This window comes from Streptomyces sp. NPDC000410 (assembly GCF_040300305.1).
Lineage (GTDB): Bacteria > Actinomycetota > Actinomycetes > Streptomycetales > Streptomycetaceae > Streptomyces.
Genome location: NZ_JBEPDM010000005.1, coordinates 64,759 through 90,155 on the forward strand (window position 1 = coordinate 64,759; position 25,397 = coordinate 90,155).

At 70.8% G+C, this 25,397-nt stretch carries 25 protein-coding genes; 3 read left to right on the forward strand and 22 right to left on the reverse strand.

Features of this window, described 5'->3' with window-relative positions; translation table 11 throughout:
- The first annotated feature begins 174 nt into the window (after positions 1–174).
- Positions 175–675: a transcriptional regulator BldD gene (bldD, locus tag ABT342_RS08695; RefSeq protein WP_064068023.1), complete on the forward strand. Its 501-nt coding sequence runs from the start codon at positions 175–177 to the stop codon at positions 673–675.
- Between the two features lie 435 nt (positions 676–1,110).
- Here bldD and nusB read toward each other — a convergent pair whose 3' ends face one another.
- The 19 genes from nusB to ABT342_RS08790 all read right to left on the reverse strand — a co-directional run bounded on the left by nusB (position 1,111) and on the right by ABT342_RS08790 (position 20,091).
- Positions 1,111–1,539: a transcription antitermination factor NusB gene (nusB, locus tag ABT342_RS08700; protein WP_351569062.1), complete on the reverse strand. Its 429-nt coding sequence runs from the start codon at positions 1,537–1,539 to the stop codon at positions 1,111–1,113.
- Positions 1,540–1,541: 2 nt separating this feature from the next.
- Positions 1,542–2,108: an elongation factor P gene (gene efp, locus ABT342_RS08705; RefSeq protein ID WP_351569065.1), complete on the reverse strand. Its 567-nt coding sequence runs from the start codon at positions 2,106–2,108 to the stop codon at positions 1,542–1,544.
- 60 nt (positions 2,109–2,168) lie between these two features.
- Positions 2,169–3,284 carry an aminopeptidase P family protein gene (locus ABT342_RS08710; RefSeq protein ID WP_351569068.1) on the reverse strand — a complete coding sequence of 372 codons (1,116 nt, stop codon included), beginning with the start codon at positions 3,282–3,284 and terminating at the stop codon, positions 2,169–2,171.
- Positions 3,285–3,535: 251 nt separating this feature from the next.
- On the reverse strand, positions 3,536–4,354 hold the full coding sequence (locus tag ABT342_RS08715; protein ID WP_351569070.1) for a Pro-rich N-terminal domain-containing protein: 819 nt from the start codon (positions 4,352–4,354) through the stop codon (positions 3,536–3,538).
- 123 nt (positions 4,355–4,477) lie between these two features.
- The gene (aroQ, locus tag ABT342_RS08720; RefSeq protein ID WP_351569072.1) at positions 4,478–4,918 is read right to left on the reverse strand and encodes a type II 3-dehydroquinate dehydratase; all 441 of its coding nucleotides are present in this window, start codon (positions 4,916–4,918) and stop codon (positions 4,478–4,480) included.
- A complete protein-coding gene (gene aroB, locus ABT342_RS08725; RefSeq protein ID WP_351569075.1) occupies positions 4,915–6,009 on the reverse strand; it encodes a 3-dehydroquinate synthase in 1,095 nt (364 codons plus the stop codon). The genes aroQ and aroB overlap by 4 nt, the downstream gene beginning before the upstream one ends.
- Entirely contained in the window at positions 6,006–6,554 is a 549-nt protein-coding gene (locus ABT342_RS08730) for a shikimate kinase (RefSeq protein ID WP_351569628.1), read from the reverse strand. Before ABT342_RS08730 ends, aroB begins: the two co-directional genes overlap by 4 nt.
- A 38-nt stretch (positions 6,555–6,592) precedes the next feature.
- Entirely contained in the window at positions 6,593–7,777 is a 1,185-nt protein-coding gene (gene aroC / locus ABT342_RS08735) for a chorismate synthase (RefSeq protein WP_351569077.1), read from the reverse strand.
- 210 nt (positions 7,778–7,987) lie between these two features.
- Positions 7,988–8,830 (reverse strand): shikimate dehydrogenase, encoded by an 843-nt coding sequence (locus tag ABT342_RS08740; protein WP_351569079.1) that lies wholly within the window; start codon positions 8,828–8,830, stop codon positions 7,988–7,990.
- Positions 8,808–10,472, reverse strand: a complete 1,665-nt coding sequence (mltG, locus tag ABT342_RS08745) for an endolytic transglycosylase MltG (protein WP_351569081.1) — start codon at positions 10,470–10,472, stop codon at positions 8,808–8,810. Before mltG ends, ABT342_RS08740 begins: the two co-directional genes overlap by 23 nt.
- A gap of 102 nt (positions 10,473–10,574) precedes the next feature.
- The gene (gene ruvX / locus ABT342_RS08750; RefSeq protein WP_351569084.1) at positions 10,575–11,039 is read right to left on the reverse strand and encodes a Holliday junction resolvase RuvX; all 465 of its coding nucleotides are present in this window, start codon (positions 11,037–11,039) and stop codon (positions 10,575–10,577) included.
- A complete protein-coding gene (gene alaS / locus ABT342_RS08755) occupies positions 11,039–13,723 on the reverse strand; it encodes an alanine--tRNA ligase (RefSeq protein WP_351569087.1) in 2,685 nt (894 codons plus the stop codon). Before alaS ends, ruvX begins: the two co-directional genes overlap by 1 nt.
- Positions 13,723–14,154 carry a DUF6167 family protein gene (locus ABT342_RS08760; protein ID WP_351569090.1) on the reverse strand — a complete coding sequence of 144 codons (432 nt, stop codon included), beginning with the start codon at positions 14,152–14,154 and terminating at the stop codon, positions 13,723–13,725. The genes alaS and ABT342_RS08760 overlap by 1 nt, the downstream gene beginning before the upstream one ends.
- Before the next feature lie 7 nt (positions 14,155–14,161).
- Positions 14,162–14,605, reverse strand: coding sequence for a DUF948 domain-containing protein (locus ABT342_RS08765; protein WP_351569093.1), 444 nt, complete (start codon positions 14,603–14,605; stop codon positions 14,162–14,164).
- 189 nt (positions 14,606–14,794) lie between these two features.
- A complete protein-coding gene (rpsD, locus tag ABT342_RS08770) occupies positions 14,795–15,409 on the reverse strand; it encodes a 30S ribosomal protein S4 (protein WP_351569096.1) in 615 nt (204 codons plus the stop codon).
- A 377-nt stretch (positions 15,410–15,786) separates the two neighbouring features.
- On the reverse strand, positions 15,787–17,157 hold the full coding sequence (locus ABT342_RS08775; protein WP_351569100.1) for a replication-associated recombination protein A: 1,371 nt from the start codon (positions 17,155–17,157) through the stop codon (positions 15,787–15,789).
- Positions 17,158–17,301: 144 nt separating this feature from the next.
- Positions 17,302–17,952, reverse strand: a complete 651-nt coding sequence (locus ABT342_RS08780; RefSeq protein WP_351569102.1) for a vitamin K epoxide reductase family protein — start codon at positions 17,950–17,952, stop codon at positions 17,302–17,304.
- Between the two features lie 155 nt (positions 17,953–18,107).
- Complete coding sequence (gene hisS, locus ABT342_RS08785; protein WP_351569105.1) at positions 18,108–19,370, reverse strand: histidine--tRNA ligase; 1,263 nt, start codon at positions 19,368–19,370, stop codon at positions 18,108–18,110.
- Between the two features lie 13 nt (positions 19,371–19,383).
- The gene (locus tag ABT342_RS08790; RefSeq protein WP_351569108.1) at positions 19,384–20,091 is read right to left on the reverse strand and encodes an MBL fold metallo-hydrolase; all 708 of its coding nucleotides are present in this window, start codon (positions 20,089–20,091) and stop codon (positions 19,384–19,386) included.
- A 177-nt stretch (positions 20,092–20,268) separates the two neighbouring features.
- Here ABT342_RS08790 and ABT342_RS08795 point away from each other — a divergent pair, with 177 nt between their 5' ends.
- Both ABT342_RS08795 and ABT342_RS08800 read left to right on the forward strand, forming a co-directional pair.
- On the forward strand, positions 20,269–20,997 hold the full coding sequence (locus ABT342_RS08795; protein WP_351569631.1) for a peptidylprolyl isomerase: 729 nt from the start codon (positions 20,269–20,271) through the stop codon (positions 20,995–20,997).
- A 151-nt stretch (positions 20,998–21,148) separates the two neighbouring features.
- The gene (locus ABT342_RS08800) at positions 21,149–22,378 is read left to right on the forward strand and encodes a DUF349 domain-containing protein (protein WP_351569110.1); all 1,230 of its coding nucleotides are present in this window, start codon (positions 21,149–21,151) and stop codon (positions 22,376–22,378) included.
- A gap of 102 nt (positions 22,379–22,480) precedes the next feature.
- Here the strand turns inward: ABT342_RS08800 and ABT342_RS08805 are convergent, their stop codons facing one another.
- Genes ABT342_RS08805 through ABT342_RS08815 form a run of 3 tightly spaced genes read right to left on the reverse strand, consistent with a single transcriptional unit; the run spans position 22,481 to position 25,396 of the window.
- Positions 22,481–23,617 (reverse strand): caspase, EACC1-associated type, encoded by a 1,137-nt coding sequence (locus tag ABT342_RS08805; protein WP_351569113.1) that lies wholly within the window; start codon positions 23,615–23,617, stop codon positions 22,481–22,483.
- Positions 23,601–24,050, reverse strand: coding sequence for an effector-associated constant component EACC1 (locus ABT342_RS08810; RefSeq protein ID WP_351569115.1), 450 nt, complete (start codon positions 24,048–24,050; stop codon positions 23,601–23,603). The genes ABT342_RS08805 and ABT342_RS08810 overlap by 17 nt, the downstream gene beginning before the upstream one ends.
- Positions 24,047–25,396 carry a serine/threonine-protein kinase gene (locus ABT342_RS08815; protein WP_351569118.1) on the reverse strand — a complete coding sequence of 450 codons (1,350 nt, stop codon included), beginning with the start codon at positions 25,394–25,396 and terminating at the stop codon, positions 24,047–24,049. Before ABT342_RS08815 ends, ABT342_RS08810 begins: the two co-directional genes overlap by 4 nt.
- Position 25,397 lies beyond the last annotated feature (1 nt).

Genomic DNA, 25,397 nt, shown 5'->3' on the forward strand with positions numbered 1-25,397 from the left:
CGTCGGAATTGCGCCGTCCACGCTACCAGGGTCCGGAGCCGACACTGCTCACACCCCTCGGGAGGGTCGTACGGACCATTCGGCTTGACGCAGCCTTGTAACGCTGCGTAACCTCACAGTGAGTGACCAGCCGCGCGGCGGAGCCGCACGTCGTTAGAGCGTCCGGGGAGCTATATGTCCAGCGAATACGCAAAACAGCTCGGGGCCAAGCTCCGCGCCATCCGTACCCAGCAGGGGCTCTCGCTCCACGGGGTGGAGGAGAAGTCCCAGGGCCGCTGGAAGGCCGTCGTGGTCGGTTCGTACGAGCGCGGGGACCGCGCTGTGACCGTGCAGCGGCTCGCCGAGCTGGCGGACTTCTACGGTGTCCCGGTGCAGGAACTCCTGCCGGGCACCACGCCCGGCGGCGCCGCCGAGCCGCCGCCGAAGCTCGTCCTGGACCTGGAGCGCCTCGCCCACGTCCCGGCGGAGAAGGCCGGCCCGCTGCAGCGGTACGCGGCGACGATCCAGTCGCAGCGCGGTGACTACAACGGCAAGGTGCTGTCGATCCGTCAGGACGACCTGCGCACCCTGGCCGTCATCTACGACCAGTCGCCCTCGGTCCTCACCGAGCAGCTGATCAGCTGGGGCGTCCTCGACGCGGACGCGCGGCGCGCGGTCGCCCACGAGGAAGCCTGACCCAACACCAGCAGAAACGTGCCGCCGGAGGGTGGTCCCGGAATTCCGGGACCACCCTCCGGCGTATCCGGGACGGTGCCGCCTCGGACGTGCTCGTGCGGACCCGGGGAGCCTGAGCGGCACCGTCCCGGGCGGCTTCCGCCCGGACCGACCGCAGCTCCCGGTTCGGCCGCCCCTCGGTTTCGTGGAACCGGCCGTGGGGTCCGCGAGCCTCGGCCCCGGGAGGACCAGCCGCGCTCGGGCGGGGGCAGAGCGATCCCGAGTGGCATCTGCGGAGCGCCTGCCCGGTGCGCCGGGCGCGGCCGGGCAGGGCGTCCGAGGAAGTGCGGGGCGCCGGTGGGGTGGGCCTCCCCCGCGTGCCGCGCGGGCCGCGCTCATGCGGAAGGGCCCGCAGCGCATTCGCTGCGGGCCCTTCCGCATGGCCGGCTGAAGCGGTCAGTCCCTGCGCAGGCTCGGCTTCAGTTGCTTGAAGCGGGCCAGCAGGCCGTTCACGAAGGCCGGGGAATCGTCGCCCGAGAACTCCTTCGCGAGCTGCACGGCCTCGTCGATCGCCACCGCCTCCGGGGTCTCGTCGCTCCACAGCAGCTCGTACGCCCCGAGCCGCACGATGTTGCGGTCGACGACCGGCATCCGGTCGAGCTCCCAGTCCACCGCGTAGGTGCTGATCAGCTCATCGATACGGGCCGCCTTGCCGGCGTACCCCTCGACCAGCTCCATCGTGAACTCGGTGACCGGCGGCTGCCGGTCGTCGCTGCGTGAGTGACGGATCCAGTCCGCCAGCACCTCCGTGACGGAGACCCCGCGCTGGTCGGCCTCGAAGAGGATCTGGAAGGCGCGCTTTCGGGCCTTGCTCCGGGCAGCCACGGTTAGCTGTTCACCCGGCCGAGGTAGTCGCCGGAACGGGTGTCGACCTTGATCTTCTCACCGGTGGTGATGAAGAGCGGGACCTGGATGATGTAGCCGGTCTCCAGGGTGGCGGGCTTGGTGCCACCCGTGGAGCGGTCACCCTGGACGCCGGGCTCGGTCTCCTGGATGACGAGCTCGACGGCCGCCGGCAGCTCGACGTAGAGCACCGCGCCCTCGTGCGTGGCGACGGTGGCGGTGAAGCCCTCGATGAGGAAGTTCGCGGCGTCACCGACGGCCTTGCGGTCGACGTGCAGCTGGTCGTAGGTCTGCATGTCCATGAAGACGAAGTACTCGCCGTCCATGTACGAGAACTGCATGTCGCGGCGGTCGACGGTGGCCGTCTCGACCTTCACACCGGCGTTGAACGTCTTGTCGACGATCTTGCCGGACAGCACGTTCTTGAGCTTGGTGCGCACGAAGGCCGGGCCCTTGCCAGGCTTGACGTGCTGGAACTCGACGACGGACCACAGCTGGTCGTTGTCGAGCTTGAGCACCATGCCGTTCTTGAGGTCGTTCGTGGAAGCCACGGTTGCGGAATCTCCTGGACTGACGCTGGTGGACGACCGAGGCCGCGCGCTGCTGCGGAGCTAGAGCGCGAGCAGCTCCTTGGTCGTGATGGTGAGTAGCTCGGGTCCGCCGTCCGCCTCCTGGCGCACGACGAGCGTGTCATCGATCCGGACCCCGCCCCGGCCCGGGAGGTGGACCCCCGGTTCGACGGTGACCGGCACACAAGCGTCCAGTTTACCCATGGCCGCAGGTGCCAGCTGCGGGTCCTCGTCGATTTCGAGTCCGACGCCGTGGCCCGTCCAGGGTGCGAGACCGTCGCCATAGCCGCCCATGCGGAGCACCTGGCGCGCCGCGCGGTCCACGTCGCCGTACTCGGTGCCGGGCGTGAGTGCCTCCCGGCCCGCCCGCTGAGCGGCGAAGACGAGGTCGTACAGGTCGATCTGCCAGCCGGCGGGAGTGGTGCCGATGACGAAGGTGCGCCCGATCTCGCAGCGGTAGCCGCGGTAGTTCGCGCCGAGGCAGACGGAGAGGAAATCTCCTTCCTCCACGCGCCGGTCGGACGGCCGGTGGCGGGCGCGGCCGGCGTTCGGCCCAGTGGCGACGGAGGTGGCGAACGCCGGCCCGTCCGCGCCGTGATCGACGAGCCGGCGCTCGAGCTCCAGCGCGAGATGGCGCTCGGTGCGGCCGACGAGGATCGACTCCAGCAGTTCGCCCAGGGCCTGGTCGGTGATCTCGGCGGCGATCCGCAGGCAGGCGATCTCGTCCTCGTCCTTCACCATCCGCTGCTGCTCGACGGCGCCGCCGAGGTCGGTGAGGCTCAGGCGGGGCGCCACTGATGTCAGGGCGCGGTGGCGGGCGACGGTCAGATGGTGCTCCTCCACGGCGAGGGACTCCGCCCCGGCCGTCCCTGCGGCCTGGGCGGCCGCCACGGCGGCGTCGCCGCCGTGGGCGGGCAGGACGGTCAGCAGAAGGCCCTCGTCGAGGCGGCCGTCCGCCGGATCGCCGCTGGGGGCGTCGGGACAGAGCAGCACATCGTCGGCGGGCCCGCTGTGGCTCAGCAGCAGGACGGCACCGGGCGGGGCGCCGCCCGCGAGATACCGGACATTGGCGGGGCGGGAGACCAGGGCTGCGGCACTCCCGAGCGCGGCGAACCGGTCGCGGAGCCTGCTGCGGCGGGCAGCGAACACCTCTGACATGTCACGAGCCTAAGAGCCCCGGCGCGATTCGGCCGTTCCAGCGCGTCCGCGCGGGGTGGGACCCGCAGGCGCGCACCTGCATCAGGTGGCACCGGGCAGGGCCCGGCCCGTAAGCCAGTGGCGGAGGTACGGCCGGTGGCCCGTGCCCAGCGGCCTCGGCGGGGCCCGGCCCGCAAGCGGCGGTGGCACCCGCCGCGGCCCGCCTCGCCGCAGGCCGCGGCGGAAAAGCCCGCCGCCGAGAAGCTCCGCGCCTACCAGGCCGGTGGGCTGGCGATCGAGCGGGCCAGGACGTCGTCCAGGACGCGGGCCGTCGTTTCGACGTCGTACTTGGAGTTGTCGATGATCGGCAGCCCGGAGCCGTACCAGCCCGCCATCCGGCCGTGGATGCTCGCCACCTCCTCGTCCGACAGGCGGCGGTTCCCGCTGCGCTCCGCGTTGCGCTCCAGGACGATCTCCAGTCCGGGAAGGAGCACGACGGGCAGCAGGCCGGGGCCCACGTGGCGCTTCCAGCCGCCGAGGCCGACGACCGGGCGGTCGGGGAAGACGGCGTCGTCGAGGATGCAGGAGATTCCGTTGGCCAGGAAGTTACGGGCGGCGAAGCCGCAGGTGCGGCGGGCGAGGCGGTACTGGGCCTCGGAGTGGTCGTTCCAGCCGGACTGGGGGTCGGCGAAACCGGAGCAGACCCATTCGCGGACGTCGTCGAGGCTGATGTGCGCGGTGGAGACGCGGCGGCGCGAGGCCCAGTGACGGGCGACCGTCGTCTTGCCCGCGCCGGCCGGGCCGATGAGCAGCACGGCGAGCGTGGCGGTACCGGTGCCGGTCTCGGCCTGCGGTGCGGGAGCCATGGGGGTGGGTATGGGCACCGGCCCGCCGGGGGGCAGTGGTACGTGTCCCGTGGTGTCGCGGGACACCGGTGCAGGGCCGGTCCAGCCTTGCCCCGGCTGCACCGGTGGCACCGGCTGCGGCGCGTGCGGGGGCTGCGGCGGGGGGCCGGGGTGCTGGGCCTGGTGCGCCCAAACGGCCGCCCCCGGCCCGTTGGGCGGCAGCGGGGCCCCCACTGCGTGCTGCATCCGGTGCCACTCCGTCTCGTACGACTTCACGATCGTCGGACGGCGATCAACCGTCCCGCACCGAACGGTACCGCCCCCGGCCACTCCTGTGGGAACGGCCGGGGCCGGTATGGAGTGCCCTGTTCAGCCGTCGAGTTCGTCGGCCAGCGCGCGCAGGGCCAGCCGGTACGAGCCGATGCCGAAGCCCGCGACCGTACCGGAGGCCACCGCCGCGACGACCGAAGTGTGGCGGAATTCCTCCCGTGCGTACGGATTCGAGATGTGCACCTCGATGAGCGGGGCGGTCCGCTGCGCGGCCGCGTCCCGCATCGCGTACGAATAGTGCGTGAACGCACCGGGGTTGAGCACGACGGGGATCGATCCGTCCGCGGCCTCGTGCAGCCAGCGGACCATCTCGCCCTCGTCGTTCGTCTCGCGTACTTCGACGTCGAAGCCGAGCTCCTTGCCGAGCGTGGTGCAGGCGTCGACCAGGCCCGCGTACGACGTGGCGCCGTAGACGTCGGGCTCACGTGAGCCGAGGCGGCCGAGGTTCGGGCCGTTCAGGACGAACACACGGCGGCTCATGCGGACACCTCGCCGAACGCCGCGAGCAGCACGGCCGGGTCCGGGCCCTCCAGCACGGTGGGCTTGGCCAGTCCGTCGAGCACGATGAAGCGCAGCAGGTCACCGCGGGACTTCTTGTCGACCTTCATGGTCTCCAGCAGCTTCGGCCACTGGTCGCCGCGGTAGGTCAGCGGCAGTCCGACCGACTCCAGGACGGTGCGGTGCCGCTCGGCGGTCGCGTCGTCCAGCCGCCCGGCGAGACGGCCGAGTTCGGCGGCGAAGACCATGCCGACCGAGACGGCCGCGCCGTGCCGCCACTTGTAGCGCTCGTTCTTCTCGATGGCGTGCGCCAGGGTGTGGCCGTAGTTGAGGATCTCGCGCAGTCCGGACTCCTTGAGGTCGCTCGACACGACCTCGGCCTTGACCCGGATGGAGCGCTCGATCAGCTCGGCGGTGTGCGGTCCGGACGGCGAACGGGCGCCCTGCGGGTCCGCCTCGACGAGGTCGAGGATCGCCGGGTCGGCGATGAAGCCGGCCTTGATGATCTCGGCCATGCCGCTGACGTAGTCGTTGACGGGGAGGGACTCCAGCGCGTCGAGGTCGCACAGCACACCGGCCGGCGGGTGGAACGCGCCGACGAGGTTCTTGCCCTCGGCCGTGTTGATGCCGGTCTTGCCGCCGACGGCCGCGTCGACCATGGCGAGGACGGTCGTCGGCACGGCGATCCAGCGCACCCCGCGCAGCCAGCTGGCGGCCACGAAGCCCGCCAGGTCGGTGGTCGCTCCGCCGCCGACGCCGACGATGACGTCGGTGCGGGTGAAGCCGGTCTGGCCGAGCGCCTTCCAGCAGTACGCCGCGACCTCGACGGTCTTGGCCTCCTCGGCGTTCGGCACCTGGATGGCGACGGCCTCGTAGCCCTGTTCAGCGAGGTCCTGGCGGACCGCCTCACCGGTCTCGGCGAGCGCCTCGGGGTGGATGACGGCGACACGCTTGGCCTTCGTACCGATCAGCCCGGGGAGCTCGCCGAGCAGCTGCCGGCCGACGAGCACCTCGTACGGGTCCGAGCCCGCGCTGCCGCCGACCTGGATACGGGTGACTGCCTGCTCGGTCATGATGTCTCTTCCTGGCCGGGGGTCCGGGGGCCCGCGGCGTCAGCCGCTGATGAATCAGTGCCCGGGATACGCAGCGACTCCAAGGCGTCGAGGACCGCCTGGGCGACTTCTTCGGGGGTGCGGTCGTCGGTCGCGACGACGGCACGCGCGACCTCGGTGTAGAGATGGCGGCGGGCCTCCATCAGCTCGCGCCACTGGCGGCGCGGGTTGACGGCGAGCAGCGGCCGGGCCGTGTTGAGCCCGACGCGGCGTACGGCCTCCTCGACGTCCATCGACAGATAGACGACGGGGAGCCCGGACAGCAGCTCGCGCGTCGCCTCGTCGAGGATGGCGCCGCCGCCGAGCGCGAGGACGCCCGTGTGCTCGGCGACGGCGGTGCGTACCGCCGTGCGCTCCAGCTCACGGAAGTGCTGCTCGCCGTCCTCGATGAAGATGTCCGAGATCTCGCGCCCTTCGGCGGCGACGATGTCGGCGTCGGTGTCCCGGTAGTGGGTGCCGAGCCGCTCGGCCAGCAGGGCGCCGACCGTGGACTTCCCGACGCCCATCGGCCCGATCAGAACGACCTGCGGCGCGTGTGCGTCACTCACCGGATGGCCAGGTTCTCGAGGTAGGAGCGGACGTTGCGGCGGGTCTCGGGGACACTGTCGCCGCCGAACTTCTCGGCGACCGCGTCGGCGAGGACGAGCGCGACCATGGCCTCGGCGACGATGCCGGCGGCCGGCACGGCGCACACGTCGGAGCGCTGGTGGTGCGCGGCGGCGGCCTCGCCGGTGGCGACGTCGATGGTCTTCAGCGCGCGGGGAACGGTCGCGATGGGCTTCATCGCGGCCCGTACGCGCAGCAGTTCACCCGTGGTCAGGCCGCCCTCGGTGCCGCCGGCGCGGCCGGAGGTGCGCTTGATGCCGTCATCGGTGGCGACGATCTCGTCGTGCGCCTTCGAGCCGGGTACGCGGGCGAGGTCGAAGCCGTCGCCGACCTCGACGCCCTTGATGGCCTGGATGCCCATGAGCGCGGCGGCGAGGCGGGCGTCCAGCCGCCGGTCCCAGTGGACGTGCGAGCCGAGGCCGACGGGCACGCCGTACGCGAGGACCTCGACCACGCCACCGAGCGTGTCGCCGTCCTTGTGGGCCTGGTCGATCTCCGCGACCATCGCCTTCGACGCGTCGGCGTCGAGGCAGCGGACCGGGTCGGCGTCGAGCTTCTCGACGTCGGCCGGGGTCGGGTAGACGCCGTACGGGGCCTTGGCGGCGGCCAGCTCCACGACATGGGAGACGATCTCGATGCCCGCGGTCTCCTTGAGGTAGGAGCGGGCGACCGTGCCGAGTGCGACACGCGCGGCGGTCTCCCGGGCGCTGGCGCGCTCCAGGATCGGCCGGGCCTCGTCGAAGCCGTACTTCTGCATGCCCGCGAGGTCGGCGTGGCCGGGGCGGGGTCGGGTCAGCGGCGCGTTACGCGCCGACTCGGCGAGCTCGGCCGGGTCGACCGGGTCGGCCGACATGACCTTCTCCCACTTGGGCCACTCGGTGTTCCCGACCATGATCGCGACCGGGGAGCCCAGGGTGAGCCCGTGGCGTACGCCGCCGAGGAAGGTGACCTCGTCCTGCTCGAACTTCATGCGCGCACCGCGGCCGTAGCCGAGCCTCCGCCGGGCAAGCGCGTCCGCCACCATCTCCGTGGTGATCGGGACACCGGCGGGAACCCCCTCCAGCGTCGCCACCAGTGCGGGTCCGTGCGACTCGCCCGCGGTCAGCCAACGCAACCTGCTCAACGGTGCTCCTCATGCTCGCGCCTTCAACTGCGACGGCGCGACCTGGGGGCACCTCCCAGCGGCAGCTAGGGGCAGCGCGGCCCTGGCCCGCCTCCTCTGATCCTCCCACGTCCGGGGCCCGGACCCGGCCACTGGTCCAGCAGTCGGACGCGTTACGGGACGGCGCCCGGGTCCTGTCCGGCCCGATGGCCGGGCGGGACCCGTGGGTGCTCAGCGGGCGGCGAGTGCCGCCTCGCCCGCCGCGCGCATCGCCGCGAGCGGCGCCGGGGAGCGTCCGGTCATCTGCTCGACCTGGAGCACGGCCTGGTGGACAAGCAGGTCGAGGCCGCCGACGACGGCACCGCCCTGCTCGGCCCAGGCGGCGGCGAGCGGGGTCGGCCAGGGATCGTAGAGGACGTCGAAGAGGGTGCCGGGGCGCTCCGGGACGTACGGGACGAGGGGGTCCGTGGCCCCGGCGGGCGTGGTGGCGATCACGAGCGGGGCGTCGAAGGCGTGGCCCGCCTCGGCCCAGTCGGCGGTGTGCACCTCGACCCCGAGCCGTTCGCCCCAGCCGCGCATCTCCTCGGCGCGGGTGTGCGTGCGTACGTAGGCGGTCACCGGTCCGGTGCAGATCCGGGACAGCGCGGCGAGGGCCGAGGACGCGGTGGCGCCGGCCCCGAGGACGGCCGCGTACTCCACCTTCTCCACACCGCGCTCGCGCAGAGCGGCGATCATGCCGGGGATGTCGGTGTTGTCGCCGACGCGTCGGCCGTCGTCGGTGAGGACGACGGTGTTGACGGCCTCGACGGAGGCCGCGGTGTCGCTGATCCCGTCGAGCAGCGGGATGACCGCCCGCTTCAGCGGCATGGTCAGGGACAGCCCCGCCCAGGACGGGTCGAGCCGCTCCATGAACGCCGCCAGATCCGCCTCCGTCACCTCGAAGCGGTCGTAGGACCAGTCGGAGAGGCCCAGCGCCGCGTAGGCGGCGCGGTGCAGCACCGGGGAGAGCGAGTGCGCGATGGGCGATCCGAGGACCGCTGCCCTGCGGGCCTCAGTCGCTGCCACGCTGTTCATTGAACTTGTCCCTCAATCTCTGGAACTCGGCGTACGTCTTCGCGAATTCGGTCTTGTGCTTGCCGTCGGTCGCCACGAAGTAGATCCAGCCCTCGGAGGTCGGATTCATCGCCGCACCGAGCGCCACCTGACCCGGGTTGCCGATGGGCCCGGGGGTGAGGCCCTCCTGCGTGTACGTGTTGTACGGGTCGTGGTTGTTGTTGATCTCTTCTTCGGTGATGTCGATCTCACTCTGGCCCTTCAGGTAATTGAAGGACGAGTCGAACTGCAGCTTCCGGTTCGTTTCCGTATTGGTGGGCTTGAGACGGTTGTAGACGACCTCGGACATCTTCCGGTAGTCATCCTTCGTCTTGCCCTCGGCCTGCACCAGGCTGGCCACGGTGACCAGTTCCCACGGATTCTTCAGGCCGAGCTGCTTCGCCTTGGCATCGAGGTCGACCTTGCTGTATTCCTCATTGGCGCGGGCGACCATCGTTTTGAGGATCTCTTCCGGCTTGGTCCCCTGGGCGACCGGATAGGTGGCCGGGAAAAGGAATCCTTCCAGCGGGTCCTTCACATTCTTGTGGCCCTGCGCCCAGTCGGGAAGCCCGAGAGTCTTCACCTTCGCCCGGGCGACGGACTCGGTGGTTCCGGGTTCGATCTGGAGGCGCTCGTCGATCCGGGCGTAGATCCATGCGTTCCGCTGGCCCTCGGGAATGCTCAGGGCATTGCGGTTGGCCGGCTTGAGCATCGCCTCGACGGCGCTCTTCGCGGACATTTCCTTCCGGAGGGTGTAGACACCCGCCTGGATGGATTTGCCCTGGGGGTTCTCGTTCTGGGCGGCGATGAAGGCGTCGACGCTCTTCACGACGCCCTTCTGTTTCAGGGCGTTTCCGATGTCGGAGCCGTTCGCCCCCTGCGGGATCTCGACCTGGACGCTGCCGGTGCCCTCGCCGGTGAAGTCGGGTGCCGGAGCGAATTTGGCCTGCCAGAACTGGTATCCGACATAGCCGAGGCCACCGGCACCGCCCGCCAGGACCACCGCGACGAACAGGCACGCGACGCCGTTGCGGCCCTTCTTCTTGGTCTTGCCGCGCCGGTCACGACCGCCGCCGCCCCGGCGGGGGTCGGCCGGGCCGTCGTCGGTGAAGAAGGGGTGGTTCTCCTCCTGCGGATCCGGCTCGGGGTCGATATCGGGCGCAGGCTCCGGTTCAGGGGCGGAGCGGTGACCGGGGGGCTGCGGCGGGGGGTAGGCCTCGGGCGTGCCGTACGGGTCGGGGGCGTAGGGCATCGCGGGCTGCTGACCGGTGTCCCATCCACCGCCGGTGTACTGCGGGTCGACGTACTGCGGGTCGACGTACTGCTGAGGGGTCGCGTACTGCTGATCGCCGTACTGCTGCGGGTCGACGTACTGAGGCTGGCCGCTGTACTGGGGCTGAGGGTGCTGCTGCTGGTACGGGTCCTGGTACTGGCCCTGGTGCTGGCCCTGGTGCTGGCCTTGGCCCTGGTACTGCTCCTGGTACCCGCCGCCGTACTGCTGCTGGTCGCCGTACGGCGCCGAAGGGGCCGCACCGCCCTGCTGACCTCTCCATCCCTGGTCCCCGTACAACGGGTCCTCGGGATGCCACGGTTCGGAGCCGGAGCCCCGTCCATAATCAGTCATCGATCCCCAAACAGCCGCGAGGGGTCCGGGCGGTCCGCCTCTACGTCGTGCGGCAGGTGTTCGAACACCTGCCGCGTCGCGCGGAACGTTACCGTATCGCGATCAGATGACCACTTCGACGCTCTCCCCGGGCGGATTACCTGATACCCGTTCGGACTCAAGAGCGTTCTGAAGGATGACCACAGCGGCTGCCTGATCGATGACAGACCGGCCTTTCTTGGACTTCACGCCCGACGCACGCAGCCCCTGAGTGGCCGTGACTGTGGTCATCCTCTCGTCCACGAGCCGCACCGGGACCGGGGCGATCCCGCGGGCGAACTCCTTGGCGAAGGTGCGGACCTTGGCCGCCGCCGGGCCCTCGCCGCCGCTGAGGGAGCGGGGCAGGCCGACGACGACCTCGATCGGTTCGTACTCCTCCACGAGCTGCCGCAGCCGCCGGTGGGCGGCCGGGATGTCGCGTCCCGGCACGGTCTCTACCGGGGTGGCGAGGACCCCGTCGGGGTCGCACGAGGCGACCCCGATCCTGGCGTCCCCGACGTCGATCGCGAGACGGCGGCCGCGTCGCATCACGCGGTTTCCGCGACGAGGCGCTCGACGGCGTCGATGGCCTCGCCGATGGCCGCCGGGTTCTGGCCGCCGCCCTGGGCGACGTCCGGCTTGCCGCCACCGCCGCCGCCGAGGGTCTTGGCGGCGGTACGGACCAGCTCGCCGGCCTTCAGGCCGCGCTCGCGGGCGGCCTCGTTGGTGGCGATGACGGTCAGCGGGCGGCCGCCCGCCGTGGTGAACAGGGCCACGACGGCCGGCCGGTCGCCCGCCCCCGACAATTTTTGCAGCCGACCGCGCACGTCGAGCACCAGCTTGCGCAGGTCGTCGGCGGAGGTGCCATCCGGGACCTGCCCGGTGACCAGGGCGGTGCCCCGGACGTCCTTGGCGCTGTCGACGAGCCCGGCGGCGGCCTGGAGGACCTTCTCCGCGCGGAACTTCTCGATCTCCTTCTCGGCGTCCTTCAGCTTGCCGAGCATGGCGGCGATCTTCTCCGGCAGCTCCTCGGAGCGGCCCTTGACCAGCTCCTGGAGCTGGGCGACGACCGTGTGCTCCTTGGCGAGGAAGTTGTACGCGTCGACGCCGACGAGGGCCTCGACACGGCGCACGCCGCTGCCGATCGACGACTCGCCGAGCAGCTTCACCAGACCCAGCTGGGAGGTGTTGTGCACGTGCGTACCGCCGCAGAGCTCCTTGGAGAAGTCGCCGATGGTGACGACGCGCACGCGCTCGCCGTACTTCTCGCCGAACTCGGCGATGGCTCCCTGCTTCTTGGCCTCGTCGATGCCCATGACCTCGGCCCGGACGTCGAGCTCCCGGGCCAGGACCTCGTTGATCTTCTGCTCGACGTCGGTGAGGACCGTGCCGGGGACGGCGGTGGGCGAGCCGAAGTCGAAGCGGAAGCGGCCCGGCGAGTTCTCCGAGCCGGCCTGGGCGGCCGTCGGGCCCAGCGCGTCGCGCAGCGCCTGGTGGGTGAGGTGCGTGGCGCTGTGGGCGCGGGCGATGGCGTGGCGGCGCTTGACGTCGATGGCGGCGTAGGCGGAGGCGCCCACGGTCACCTCGCCGACCTGGACCGTGCCCTTGTGCACGGAGACACCGGGGACCGGCTGCTGGACGTCGCGGATCTCGATGACGGCGCCGGTGTCGAGCTTGATGCGGCCCTGGTCGGCGAGCTGGCCGCCGCCCTCGGCGTAGAACGGGGTGCGGTCGAGGACGACCTCGACCTCGTCGCCCTCGGTGGCGGCGGGCGAGGGAACGCCGTCGACGAGCAGCCCGACGATGGTCGACTCGTTCTCGGTGTGGGTGTAGCCGATGAACTCGGTCGAGCCGGAGGTGTCGGCGACCTCGCGGTACGCGGACAGGTTGGCGTGGCCGGTCTTCTTGGCCTTGGCGTCGGCCTTGGCGCGCTCCCGCTGCTCCTTCATCAGGCGGCGGAAGCCGTCCTCGTCCACGGAGAGCCCCTGCTCGGCGGCCATCTCCAGGGTGAGGTCGATCGGGAAGCCCCAGGTGTCGTGGAGCAGGAAGGCCTTGTCGCCGGAGAGGACCGTGCCGCCGACGGCCTTGGTCTCGGTGACGGCGGTGTCGAGGATGTTAGTGCCGCCCTTGAGGGCCTTGAGGAAAGCGGCCTCCTCGGCGAGCGCGACCGTCTCGATGCGCTTGCGGTCGGTCTCCAGCTCCGGGTACTGCTGGCCCATGGTCTTGATGACCACGTCGACGAGCGCGGCGACGACCGGCTCGGTGGCGCCGAGCAGGCGCATGTTGCGGATGGCGCGGCGCATGATCCGGCGCAGGACGTAGCCGCGGCCCTCGTTTCCGGGGGTGACGCCGTCGCCGATGAGCATCACGGACGTGCGGATGTGGTCGGCGACCACGCGCATCGAGACGTCCGAGGCGTGCTCGGTGCCGTAGCGGACGCCGGTGAGCTCGGTGGCCTTGTCCATGACGACGCGCAGGGTGTCGGTCTCGTACATGTTCTGCACGCCCTGCAGGATCATCGCGAGGCGCTCGAGACCGAGGCCGGTGTCGATGTTCTTGCTCGGGAGGTCGCCGAGGATCTCGAAGTCCTCCTTGCCCGAGCCCTCGCCGCGCTCGTACTGCATGAAGACCAGGTTCCAGATCTCCACGTAGCGCTCGTCGTTGACGGCGGGACCGCCTTCGACGCCGAACTCGGGGCCGCGGTCGTAGTTGATCTCCGAGCACGGGCCGCAGGGGCCGGGGACGCCCATCGACCAGAAGTTGTCCTTCTTGCCGAGGCGCTGGATGCGCTCGGCGGGGACGCCGACGACCTCGCGCCAGATGCGCTCGGCCTCGTCGTCGTCGAGGTAGACGGTGATCCAGAGCTTCTCCGGCTCCAGGCCGTAGCCGCCGTCCGCCACGGGGCTGGTGAGCAGCTCCCAGGCGAGCTTGATGGCGCCTTCCTTGAAGTAGTCACCGAAGGAGAAGTTGCCGCACATCTGGAAGAACGTGCCGTGGCGGGTGGTCTTGCCGACCTCTTCGATGTCCGGCGTACGCACGCACTTCTGCACGCTGGTGGCGCGCGGGGCGGGCGGCTTGACCTCGCCGAGGAAGTACGGCTTGAAGGGGACCATGCCCGCGTTGACCAGCAACAGAGTCGGGTCGTCCGCGATGAGCGACGCCGAAGGCACGACGGTGTGCCCGCGCTCCTCGAAGAAGCTCAGCCAGCGGCGGCGGATTTCAGCCGACTCCATCAGTGGTCCTCATTCCGGTTGAACGGGTGCTTCTCATACAGCATCCCGTAGTGCTTCCTGTCGTGCTTCTGGTTTTCGCGGCGGCTCCCGAAGCCGCTTTCCGAGCCGTTCTTCGAGCGGCTCTCGGAGTGACTCTCGAGGCGGCTTTCGGAGCGGCTTTCGAGGGCCGTGAGACGTCGCTGGGCGAGCGGCCCGTGGTCGACGGGCGCCTCGATGCCGAGGGCCTCGCCGAGTTCGGCCTCGCGCTGGACCATGCCGGCCCGGACGTCGAGGGCGAAGTCCTTGAGCCGGTGGCCGGTTTCGATCGCTTTGTTGGCGGCCTGCGCGGCCAGACTTTCGGGGGTCAGCTGCTTGAGCTTGCGGTTGACCTTGGTGGTGGCCCACACACCGGCCGCGGCACCCGCGGTGAACCAGAACGTACGGCGGAACATTCGGGGCTCAGTCCTTCTGCTTGCGGCGCCGTGGGGACGGCAGGGTGCGGCCGATGACGACCGTGCGCCGGCTCTGCGGCGCGGCCGTCTTCTCCCGGCTGTCGCGGTTCTCCCGGCTCAGGGCACGGCGTACGCCGTAGCCGAACGCCGCGACCTTGACGAGCGGGCCGCCGAAGGTCGAGGCGACGGTCGTGGAGAGCGCCGACGCGTTGGAGGTGACCTCCTGGACGTCGGAGGCGATGGCGTCGACCCGGTCGAGCTGGGTCTGCGCGGAACGTACGGTGGCGGAGGCGTCGGCCAGCAGCGGAACGGCCTGTTCGGTCACTTCGGCCACGAGTCTGGTGGTCGCCCTGAGCGTCTGGGCCAGCCTCACCAGCACCACGGCGAGGAAGGAGACCAGGATCGCCCAGAAGACGGCCACCAGGATCCCGGCAACCTCTCCACCGGTCACGCTGCACCGCTCTCTGCTCGTCGATGGGCACTTCGAAAGTCGTCCTCCGACCCTATCGCGCCGGAGGTATCGCTCTGTACCGGATCGCCGGTGCGCGGGGGCGCACCGGGAACGCGAGAGCCCGCCGCTCCCCCACCGGTGACGGCGGGGAGGCGGCGGGCTGGCAACGCTGGGAGAGCTACGCCTGGATCAGCGGGCGTAGTACTCGACGACGAGCTGCTCGTCGCAGATCACGGGGATCTCCTTGCGGTTCGGCTCCCGGTCGAGGCGGAAGGCGAGCGCCTTGAGGTTGACCTGCAGGTAGCGCGGGGTCTCACCGTCGGCGGCGAAGCCACCCTCACGCGAGACCTGGAACAGGGGCTTCTCGCGGGAGCGCTCGCGGACCGTCACGACGTCGTCGGGGCGGACGCGGAAGGACGGCTTGTCGACCTTGCCACCGTTGACCTGGATGTGGCCGTGCACGACCATCTGACGGGCCTGGTAGATGGTGCGGGCGATGCCGGAGCGGAGCACCAGGGCGTCGAGACGGCGCTCGAGCTCGATGATCAGGGCCTCACCGGTCTTGCCCTGGACCTTGCTGGCGCGCTCGTAGGCGCGGACCAGCTGACGCTCGGAGACGTCGTACTGGGCACGAAGGCGCTGCTTCTCGAGCAGACGGACCTTGTAGTCCGAGTTCTGCTTGCGGCCACGGCCGTGCTCACCCGGCGGGTAGGGGCGGGCCTCGAAGTACTTGACGGCCTTCGGGGTCAGCGCGATGCCAAGGGCACGGGACTTCTTGACCTTGGGACGGGACTGGTTCGCCATGAACCAAACCTCTCTTATCTCTGTGAAATCGGCTTCACCAGGGTTAAAGGAGGTCGCATCCGCAGCCGGGGAAACCCTTCGGGCCCTGCCGTGACCGGCAGACTCGTTGGGCAGCCGCTCCCCTGGTCTGGGCACATACGTGCAGCACGCGAGTGGCCCACCGACCGCCTTGGGAGGGGTGGTGGGCTGCCCGCGACACCTTCGACGGTGCGCGACGCTCCTGGAGGTCTCCGGCCCGAGGGCGCGGAGGCTCCGGCTGGATGTCCCGTTCTGGTGGTGCCGGTCGAAACCGGACACGGGACGCAGCGCTGCGGGTCAGTCTACAGGTCACGCGGGGCGCCGCGGACCGGGCACCGGGGAGCCCCGGGGGCCTGCGGTCAGCGGCCTTCGGCGGTGCCTTCGCCGCCGCGCAGCCGCTCCCGGACCTTCTCCACGACGTCCGCGTAGCGCGCCTCCGCGCCGTAGCGCGTCGGCTCGTAGTAGCGCTTGCCGTGGATCTCGTCCGGGGCGTACTGCTGCGGGGCGATGGCGCCCGGGACGTCGTGCGGGTAGACGTAGCCCTGGGCGTGGCCGAGCTTGGCCGCGCCCTTGTAGTGGCCGTCGCGCAGATGGGGCGGGACCGGGCCGGCCAGTCCGCCCCGGACGTCGGCCAGGGCGGCGCCTATCGCTGTCGTCACCGCGTTCGACTTCGGGGCCAGGGCGAGCGCGATGGTGGCGTGGCTGAGCGTCAGTGCGGCCTCGGGGAACCCGATCATGGCGACGGCCTGGGCGGCGGCCACGGCGGTCGGCAGGGCGGTCGGGTCGGCCAGGCCGATGTCCTCGCTCGCCGAGATCATCAGGCGCCGGGCGATGAAGCGCGGGTCCTCCCCCGCCTCGATCATCCGGGCCAGATAGTGCAGTGCCGCGTCCACGTCGGAGCCCCGGATGGACTTGATGAGCGCGCTCGCCACGTCGTAGTGCTGGTCGCCGTCGCGGTCGTACTTCACCGCGGCCCGGTCGACCGTCTCCTCCACCGTGCTGAGGAAGACCTCCTTCTCGCCCTTGGAGAGGGCCGCCCCCGCCGCCGCTTCGAGCGCCGTGAGCGCCCGCCGCGCGTCGCCCCCGGCGATACGCAGCAGGTGCGCCTCGGCGTCGTCGGGCAGGGTGAGTGCCCCGCCGAGACCGCGCTCCTCGGTGAGCGCCCGTGCCATCAGCCCGCGCAGGTCGTCGTCGGTGAGCGGCTCCAGCGTGAGCAGCAGCGACCGGGAGAGCAGCGGGGAGATCACCGAGAAGTACGGATTCTCGGTGGTGGCGGCGATGAGCGTCACCCAGCGGTTCTCGACGGCCGGGAGGAGGGAGTCCTGCTGGGCCTTGCTGAAGCGGTGGATCTCGTCGAGGAAGAGAACGGTCTCCTTTCCGAAGCCGCCGGCCGCTCGGCGGGCGCCGTCGATGACCGCCCGGACCTCCTTGACGCCCGCGGTGATCGCGGAGAGCTCGACGAACCGCTTGTTGGTCGCCTTGGAGACGACGTACGCGAGGGTGGTCTTTCCGGTGCCGGGCGGGCCCCACAGGATCACCGAGGAGGCACCGGCGGGCCCACCGCTTCCCTCGCCGACGAGTCGGCGCAGCGGGGACCCCGGCTTCAGCAGGTGCTGCTGGCCGACGACCTCGTCGAGGACGCGCGGGCGCATCCGGACGGCCAGCGGACTCGCGGACGGGTCCTTCTCCTGGCGTTCCTCGGCAGCGGCGGTAAAGAGATCGGGCTCCACGTCGAGAAGCCTATGTGAGGCCACTGACAATGCCGTACGGGCCGGTGGCCCGGTCCGTACGACGGTCCGGTCGGCACCGCGGCCGGGTCCGCACGTCAGTCGGTCCGCACCGCGGCCGGGTCCGTACGCCGGCGGGTCCGCACGTCAGCTGATCCAGAAGTCCCACCAGCGGGTCAGGATCAGCATCCCGATGATCCCGATGTGCAGCACAGGCAGCACCCAGGTGAACTCGGCCAGGAAGTTCTTCGCCCACTCCGGGGCCGGCAGCAGGCCCTTGCGGACGTTGTGCGAGGTCACGTACCAGAACATGAGGATCGTGGCGACCCAGGCCAGGCAGCACCACAGGCACAGCGCGTTGATGTTGTACAGCGACTGGTACATGAGCCAGGCGCAGAACACGACGCCGAACAGCGTGCCGGCGTTGAACGTGAGCCAGTACCAGCGGCGGAACCGGGCGCCGGCGAGCAGGCTCATGCCGACGCAGATCACCATGCCGTAGGTGACGAGCCCGAGCATCGGGTTGGGGAAGCCGAAGGCGGATGCCTGGTCGCTCTCCATGACGCTGCCGCAGGAGACGATCGGGTTGAGGCTGCAGCCGGGGGTGAAGGTCTTTCCCGCGACCTTGGCCTCGAGGATCTTGAACTTGTCGATCGTGATGATCCAGGCGGCCAGCAGTCCGGCCGCACCGGTGATCACGAGCAGCCACGCGAACGCGCGGCCGCCTCCGACCGCGCCGCCACGCGAGCCCTCCGATTCCTGGCCGGAGGACACGCCGTCAACTGCTGCAGTCGTCATATCGCCGTTCCATCACTCGGTGGCTGCTGGGGGCATGGTCATTCTGCCGCACGAGGGGCCTTGTCCACCGTTCGATGGACATAAAGGAAGGCCCGGGCAGGGTGAACCCGGCCCAGGCCTTTCCCTGTGCTACGGCACGACGACGCGCTGCGGGCTCAGCCGAGCTTCGCCCGGATCTCCGCGATCACCGCGTCCACCGCGACCGCGGACTGCTCTCCGGACTCCATGTCCTTGAGCTGGACGACGCCCTCGGCGAGGTCGCGCTCACCCGCGACCAGCGTGTACCGCGCGCCGCTGCGGTTGGCGTTCTTCATCGCGCCCTTGAGGCCCTTGGAGCCGTACGAGAAGTCCGCGGCGACACCGGCCTTGCGGAGCTCGGTGACCACGCCGAAGAGGACGCGGCGGGCCTCCTCGCCCAGCGGGACCGCGAACACGCTGGTGGTGGCGGGGAGTTCGAGCGTGATGCCCTCCGCCTCCAGCGCCAGGACCGTACGGTCGACGCCGAGCGCCCAGCCGACGGACGGCAGCGCCGGGCCGCCGATCATCTCGGACAGGCCGTCGTAGCGGCCGCCGCCGCCCACCGCGGACTGCGAGCCGAGTCCGTCGTGGACGAACTCGAAGGTGGTGCGCGTGTAGTAGTCCAGGCCGCGCACGAGCTTCTCGTCGTCCTCGTAGGCCACACCCGCCGCGCCGAGCAGCTCCCGCACCTCCTCGTGGTACGCCTTGCACGCGTCGCACAGGTAGTCGCGCAGCAGCGGCGCGCCCACGAGCTGCTTCTGGACCGCGTCGCGCTTGTCGTCGAGGACCCGCAGCGGGTTGATGTCGACGCGGCGGCGGGTGTCCTCGTCCAGGTCGAGCCCGCGCAGGAAGGTCTGGAGCGCGTCGCGGTAGACGGGACGGCACTCCTTGTCGCCGAGCGAGTTCAGCAGGATGCGGAAGTCGCGCAGGCCCAGCGAGCGGTACGCCTGGTCGGCCAGGATGATCAGCTCGGCGTCCAGCGCCGGGTCCTCGGCTCCGATCGCCTCGGCGCCGACCTGCGAGAAGTGCCTGTACCGGCCCTTCTGCGGACGCTCGTAGCGGTAGTACGAGCCCGAGTACCAGAGCTTGACCGGCAGGTTTCCGGCCTTGTGGAGGTTGGCCTCCAGAGCGGCGCGCAGCACGGAAGCGGTGCCTTCGGGGCGCAGGGCGAGCCTGTCGCCGCCCTTGGTCTCGAAGGCGTACATCTCCTTGGTCACGATGTCGGTGGACTCGCCGACACCGCGCGCGAACAGCTCGACGTTCTCGAAGCCGGGGGTCTCGACGTAGCCGTAGCCGGAGTTCTTGAGCGGCGCGGAGATCGCGTCACGCACCGCCAGGTACTTCGCGGAGTCCGGCGGGATCAGGTCGTACGTGCCCTTGGGGGCCTGGAAAGTACTCACGGAAAGTCTCTCGTCACATTCCTCGTCGGGGAGCGGCTGCGCTCCCGAGGCCGTCGGCCACGTCCCGGAGGTAGGGATTGGTGGCGCGCTCGCGGCCGATGGTCGTCTGGGGGCCGTGGCCGGACAGCACCACGGTCGAGTCGTCGAGCGGCAGGCACACGCGGGCCAGCGAGTCGAGCATCTCGGCCATGTCACCGCCGGGCAGGTCGGTGCGTCCGATGGAGCCGGCGAAGAGCAGATCGCCCGAGAAGAAGACGGGCGGAATGTCCGCCGCCTCGGGCATCCGGAAGGTCACCGACCCCTTCGTATGGCCCGGCGCGTGCGCGACGGTCAGCTCCATCCCGGCCAGGTTCAGCACCGCGCCGTCGGTCAGCTCGCGCACGTCGTCCGGCTCGCCGACGGTCAGCTCGCCCAGAAGCGGAGTCCCGACGGAGAGGCCGATGCCCTTCGCCGGGTCGCTCATCATGTACCGGTCGGCGGGGTGGATCCACGCCGGTACGTCATGGGCTCCGCACACCGGGACGACCGAGGCGACATGGTCGATGTGGCCATGGGTGAGCATGACGGCGACGGGCTTGAGCCGATGCTTCTTGAGCGTCTCCTCGACTCCCTGGGCGGCCTGGTGGCCCGGGTCGATGATCACGCACTCCTCACCAGCGGCAGGGGCGACCAGATAGCAATTGGTCCCCCAGGCCCCGGCGGGGAACCCGGCAATAAGCACGATCGTCCTCAGTATGTCGTCCGGCGGGGAAGTCGCTGGCTGGAAATGCGACAGGTCAGAGCCTACCGGCGCTGCTCATTTCACAGCCAACCCATATACGGTACGGGCACACTCGGCCGGACGGCTCGCGGCGACGCACTCGACGTGCCGCACTCGACCTACAAGGAGAAGACACCGGTGGTCAGCAGCGATCAGCGGCGGCGCCAGCTCGCCAGAGAGAAGTTCGAGCGGCAGCAGCGGCGCCGGGAGGAGGCCCGTAAGAAGGCCAAGCGGCGCAACACGGTCATCGCGGCGTCGCTGGCGGTGGTGCTGGCGGCCGGTGGCGCGGTGTACGCCTCGGTGGGGCTGGTGGACGGTGATTCCGACAGCGCGGACACGAAGGCCGTCGACACCACGGGCACGTACAAGATGTCGCTCAAGACCAACCAGGGCGACATCGTGGTGACGATGGACGCCGCGAAGACGCCGGAGACGGTGAACTCGTTCAAGCGCCTCGCGGACAAGGGCTACTTCGACAACACGAAGTGTCACCGGCTCACCACGGACGGCATTTACGTGCTTCAGTGCGGTGACCCCAAGGGCGACGGCACCGGTGGGCCCGGATACACGATCCCGGACGAGAACCTGACGGCGCTCGGCAAGGCGGGCAAGGACGGCATGGTGACCTACCCCGCGGGAACGGTGGCGATGGCGAACACGGGCCAGCCGGGCAGCGGTGGCAGCCAGTTCTTCCTCGTCTACAAGGACAGCAAACTCACTCCCACCTACACGCCGTTCGGCACCATGGACGCGGCCGGCCTGAAGGCCGTCAAGGACGTGGCGGCCGCGGGCGTCGACGGCGGGGCGTCGGACGGTGCCCCCAAGAAGGCCGTCACCATCGAGAAGGCTGCGGTCAGCGAGGAGTGACCCGGCGAATTCGGCGGCGCCGAGTGCGGACAGCCGGGTCGCCGGTCGCCTAGATTGGCGTTGTGCAGGGCGGGCGCAGCCCGCCCCCAGAAACTGTGGACGATGCCCAGGGGGCGCAACCCCCGCGCAGGCATCATGTGGAGGAGGCGCTGTGAGCAGCGACCCGTGGGGCCGCGTCGACGAGACGGGCACCGTGTACGTGCGGACTTCCGAGGGCGAGCAGGTCGTCGGATCGTGGCAGGCCGGTACTCCCGAGGAGGCCCTGGCCTACTTCGAGCGCAAGTACGAGGGCTTGGTTGTCGAGATCGGCCTCCTCGAGAAGCGGGTGAAGACCACCGATCTGTCGGCGAAGGACGCGACCGCCGCCATCGATCACATCCGTCACCAGGTCGACGAGCACCACGTCGTCGGTGACCTCGAAGCGCTGCGGGGGCGCCTCGACGCGCTCGTCGCGACGGTCGAGGCGCGCCGCGAGGAGCGCAAGGCGCAGAAGGCCAAGCAGACCGACGAGGCCAGGCAGGCCAAGGAGGCGCTGGTCAAGGAGGCCGAGGAGCTGGCCCAGAGCGAGCAATGGCGGGCGGCCGGTGAGCGGCTGCGGGCTCTCGTGGACACCTGGAAGGGGCTGCCCAGGCTCGACCGGAAGTCCGACGACGAGCTGTGGCACCGCTTCTCGCACGCGCGCTCGGCGTTCTCCAAGCGCCGCAAGGCGCACTTCGCCTCGCTCGACGCGCAGCGCGAGGTGGCGCGGCAGACGAAGGAGCGCCTGGTCACGGAGGCGGAGTCGCTGTCCGGCTCGACGGACTGGGGTGTCACGGCCGCGCGCTACCGCGAGCTGATGGCGGAGTGGAAGGCCGCGGGCCGCGCCCAGCGCGAGCACGAGGACGACCTGTGGAACCGTTTCCGTGGCGCCCAGGACATCTTCTTCGCCGCCCGCAGCGGGGTCTTCGCCGAGCGTGACGCCGAGCAGTCGGAGAACCTGAAGCTGAAGGAGGAGCTCGCGGCCGAGGCCGAGAAGCTCGTGCCTGTGACGGATCTGAAGGCAGCCCGTTCCGCCTTCCGTTCCATCAACGAGCGCTGGGAGGCCATCGGCCATGTCCCGCGCGACGCGCGCCCGAAGGTCGAGGGCCGGATGCACGCGGTGGAGCGGGCGATCCAGGAGTCCGAGGAGGCCGAGTGGCGCCGTACGAACCCGGAGGCGCGGGCGCGTGCCGCCGGTCTGACCGGTCAGCTGCAGGCCGCGGTGGACAAGCTGCGTAGCCAGATCGACGCGGCGCGCGCGGCGGGCAACAACGCCAAGGCCGACAAGCTCGCCAAGGAGCTGGAGGGCCGGCAGGCGCTGCTGGACCAGGCCCTGAAGGGCCTGGAGGAGTTCGGCGGCTGACAGGCACGACCACACGCGTCACGGCCCGGCAGCGTCCTGCTGCCGGGCCGTGGCGCGTCCGGGTCCGCGTCCGCTTCCTGCGAGGTGCGGCTCTCCGCGTCGTCAGTGCGAGGTGCGGCTCTCCGCGAGGTCGAGGGCGTGTTTGAGGACCTCGCACGCCTGGATGTGGTTGCCTGACTCCTGCAGCAGATCGGCCAGCCGTCTGCAGACGAGCACCGCCTCGGGCCGGTACACCTTGTGCACGTGCTGGAACGCGAGTTCCAGCACCTCGATGGCCTCCCGGACCTGGTCGGTCTCGGCGAGCATCTCGGAGAGTTCGAGCTGGACGGCCACCAGCCCGCCCTGCCCCTCGGGCCCTTGTTCCTGGAGGGCGAGCCGGAGGACGGGCAGGGCGTCGCGGACATTGCCCTCGGCGCGCAGCATGCGGGCCACGTTCAGCCCGGTCGCGACCATGGAGGCCCGTACATCGGCGGCGAGTACGGGTCCGGCGGGCGCTCTCCGCCCCGCGCGCGCCTTGTTCCGGGCGAAGGGCAGCAGCCCGACCCCGTTCTCCTGCGAGCGCTGCGGCAGCGGCCGGTTCTTCGCGCGCAGCCGCTTGTCGAGGACGCCGTAGAGCGTTTCGAGGTCGATCAGCTCGGGGCCGTCCTGCACGCCGTACCTCAGGACGTTCAGCAGCTCCCCCGTGAACGCGGTGTACCGCTCGCCGTCGGGGGCGAGGGCCAGCCGGTCGCCGGGCGACGCGGTCAGTACGTACGCGCCGTCGACGGCGGCCTGGGCGGCCAGCACATCGTCCGCGCCGGCGAGCGTACGGGCCGCCCGGCCGCTGAAGCAGCAGTCGAGGACGACGATCTTGCGACGGGCGCGGGATGCCCGGAGCGCGGAGCGCAGATGCTGGTAGGCGACCGCGGTGTAGCCCACGTTGTCGCGCGAGTCGCCGAGAGCGAGGTACAGATCGGCGGAGTCGGCGTCCCGCATCCCGTGCCCGGCGTAGTACACGACCAGGGTGTCGGTGGCTTCCTCCCCTGCCTGATGCACCGCGTCGAGCATCTCGGCCGGGTACTGCGGATCGGTGAGGACCGTGCAGTGCTGGACGGGCAGCCCCCACACCGTGCCGTCGCAGAGCTCTGCCGCCAGATCCACCACATTGGCCTCGACGGCCGGGAGCGGCGGCAGATGGCGGTACGACGCGGTCCCGATCAGGACGGCTCTGGACGCGGAGGGATCAGGCAGTGCCACCATCGTCCGCGCTCTCCGGTGTCGCGGGTACGGGCACGGCCGGGGTGGCGGCACCCGGGATGACGGCCGTGTGGCCGTCGAGCAGTGCGGCGACGCGGCTCACCGTCGCGGCGTCGCGCGCGGCCCGCCTCGTCAGCCGCACCTCCACCTCGCCCCGCCGCAGGATGACGTCCGGTGTGCCCCGTCGGGCGATCTGCCACTGCAGTACGGAGACGACGAGCGCGGCGGTGGACAGTCCGGTCGCGAGGGCGAACTGGAGCACCTCGAAGCCGGTGCCCATGGTCCCCGGCGCGGGTGGGGGTCCGGGAGCGATTCGGCCGCGTACGTCATGGACGAGCGACTCGTCCTCGTTCACCCAGCGCAGCAGGGAACGTAACTCCTCCTCCGCGCCGTCTCCCCGGCCGGAGTCGTCCACGCCTACGAGGATGTCTGTCACGCCTTGCGCCCCTTACGTCGGTCGACTTGTCGGTTCAGCCGGGAGAACAGCTCCACGGCCTCGGCCCCGGCACCGAGCCGGGCCAGACAAACGGCTTGCCAGTACTGGCTGGTCAGCGTGGTCGGATGGTCCGGGCCGAGGGACGAGACGCAGACCGGCACGATGGCCGCGAACATCTGCGCGGCTTCGCGGAGTTGGCCGCGCATGACGAGGTTGACCGCCTCGCGCTGCCGGGACAGGGCGTTCCGCGGGGTCATGCTGCTCAGCACGAGGCGGCGGGTGACGTCACTGAGCGTTGCCGGGCTGAGCCCCGCGGCGGAGTCCCTGGGGGCGGGTACGGTCCCGAGGGCTTCCCAGTCGTACTCCGGGGCCTCCCCGGCCGGTCCGGCGGACTCATCCGCGTCGGCCTCTGCGGCGGGGGTGCCGGTGGGCCGGGCGTACGTCTGGCGTACGGCGTCCTCGCGGAAGCGGGTGGCCATCAGCTCGACCAGGGCTTCCTGCCCGCCCGCGGACAGTTCCTCGAGGAGCCCGTCGAAGGACGCCGTGGCCGGGGGGCGGTCGGCGGGGTCCTGCCGGCACAGCTGGTCGACCAGCCGGGCCAGGCTCTCGTCGTACGGCAGCAGGGGGAGCTCGCCGAGCCGGGGAATGCCCTCGCCGAGCGCCCGCTCCACGATCGCTCCCACGTCGGCCGTGTCGCCGAACGGCAGTTGGCCACGCATCATCAGATACATGCAGGCGCCGAGGCCGTAGAGGTCGGCGGCTTCTCCCGGGAGGGCGCCCTGGATGGTTTCCGGGGCCATGAACTGCGGCGTGCCCACGCGCACTCCGGTGCGGGTGATGGCCGCCTCGCCCGCGAGCCTGGCCAGGCCGAAGTCCTGGATGACGACGCGCCCGTCCGAGGTGAGGGAGATGTTGCTGGGCTTGACGTCGCGGTGCAGCACGCCGCCCCGGTGTGCGGCGTCGAGCGCCCGCGCCGCGCCGAGTGCGACCCAGCTGACCACATCGGCGGGCAGGGGCCCGGTCTGCGCGACGAGCTGGGCCAGGCTCATGCCGTCGAGCACCTGCATGACGAGGTAGGGCGCGTTGTCGTGGACCCCGGCGTCGTGCAGCGTGACGACACCGGGATGGACGATGCGGGCGAGCGCACGTACCTCCCGTAAGAAGCGCTCCAGTGCCTCATGGCCCTCGGCGAGGCCCTCCACGGCGGTGAGGAGCTTCACGGCGACGCGGCGGGCGAGCCGCGTGTCCTCCGCCTCGTACACGACGCCCATACCGCCGCGCCCCAGGACGCCGACCGTCCGGTACCGGCCGGCGATCAGCTGCCCCTCGCGCAGGTCACCCCCCATG

Bases quoted from the DNA above. Each gene is read 5' to 3' on its own strand.
- bldD (WP_064068023.1), top strand. From the start codon at position 175: ATGTCCAGCGAATACGCAAAACAGCTCGGGGCCAAGCTCCGCGCCATC.
- ABT342_RS08710 (WP_351569068.1), bottom strand. From the start codon at position 3,284: ATGTCAGAGGTGTTCGCTGCCCGCCGCAGCAGGCTCCGCGACCGGTTC.
- ABT342_RS08715 (WP_351569070.1), bottom strand. From the start codon at position 4,354: ATGCAGCACGCAGTGGGGGCCCCGCTGCCGCCCAACGGGCCGGGGGCG.
- aroQ (WP_351569072.1), bottom strand. From the start codon at position 4,918: ATGAGCCGCCGTGTGTTCGTCCTGAACGGCCCGAACCTCGGCCGCCTC.
- aroB (WP_351569075.1), bottom strand. From the start codon at position 6,009: ATGACCGAGCAGGCAGTCACCCGTATCCAGGTCGGCGGCAGCGCGGGC.
- ABT342_RS08730 (WP_351569628.1), bottom strand. From the start codon at position 6,554: ATGGGCGTCGGGAAGTCCACGGTCGGCGCCCTGCTGGCCGAGCGGCTC.
- ABT342_RS08740 (WP_351569079.1), bottom strand. From the start codon at position 8,830: ATGAACAGCGTGGCAGCGACTGAGGCCCGCAGGGCAGCGGTCCTCGGA.
- mltG (WP_351569081.1), bottom strand. From the start codon at position 10,472: ATGACTGATTATGGACGGGGCTCCGGCTCCGAACCGTGGCATCCCGAG.
- ruvX (WP_351569084.1), bottom strand. From the start codon at position 11,039: ATGCGACGCGGCCGCCGTCTCGCGATCGACGTCGGGGACGCCAGGATC.
- alaS (WP_351569087.1), bottom strand. From the start codon at position 13,723: ATGGAGTCGGCTGAAATCCGCCGCCGCTGGCTGAGCTTCTTCGAGGAG.
- ABT342_RS08760 (WP_351569090.1), bottom strand. From the start codon at position 14,154: ATGTTCCGCCGTACGTTCTGGTTCACCGCGGGTGCCGCGGCCGGTGTG.
- rpsD (WP_351569096.1), bottom strand. From the start codon at position 15,409: ATGGCGAACCAGTCCCGTCCCAAGGTCAAGAAGTCCCGTGCCCTTGGC.
- ABT342_RS08780 (WP_351569102.1), bottom strand. From the start codon at position 17,952: ATGACGACTGCAGCAGTTGACGGCGTGTCCTCCGGCCAGGAATCGGAG.
- ABT342_RS08805 (WP_351569113.1), bottom strand. From the start codon at position 23,617: ATGGTGGCACTGCCTGATCCCTCCGCGTCCAGAGCCGTCCTGATCGGG.
- ABT342_RS08815 (WP_351569118.1), bottom strand. From the start codon at position 25,396: ATGGGGGGTGACCTGCGCGAGGGGCAGCTGATCGCCGGCCGGTACCGG.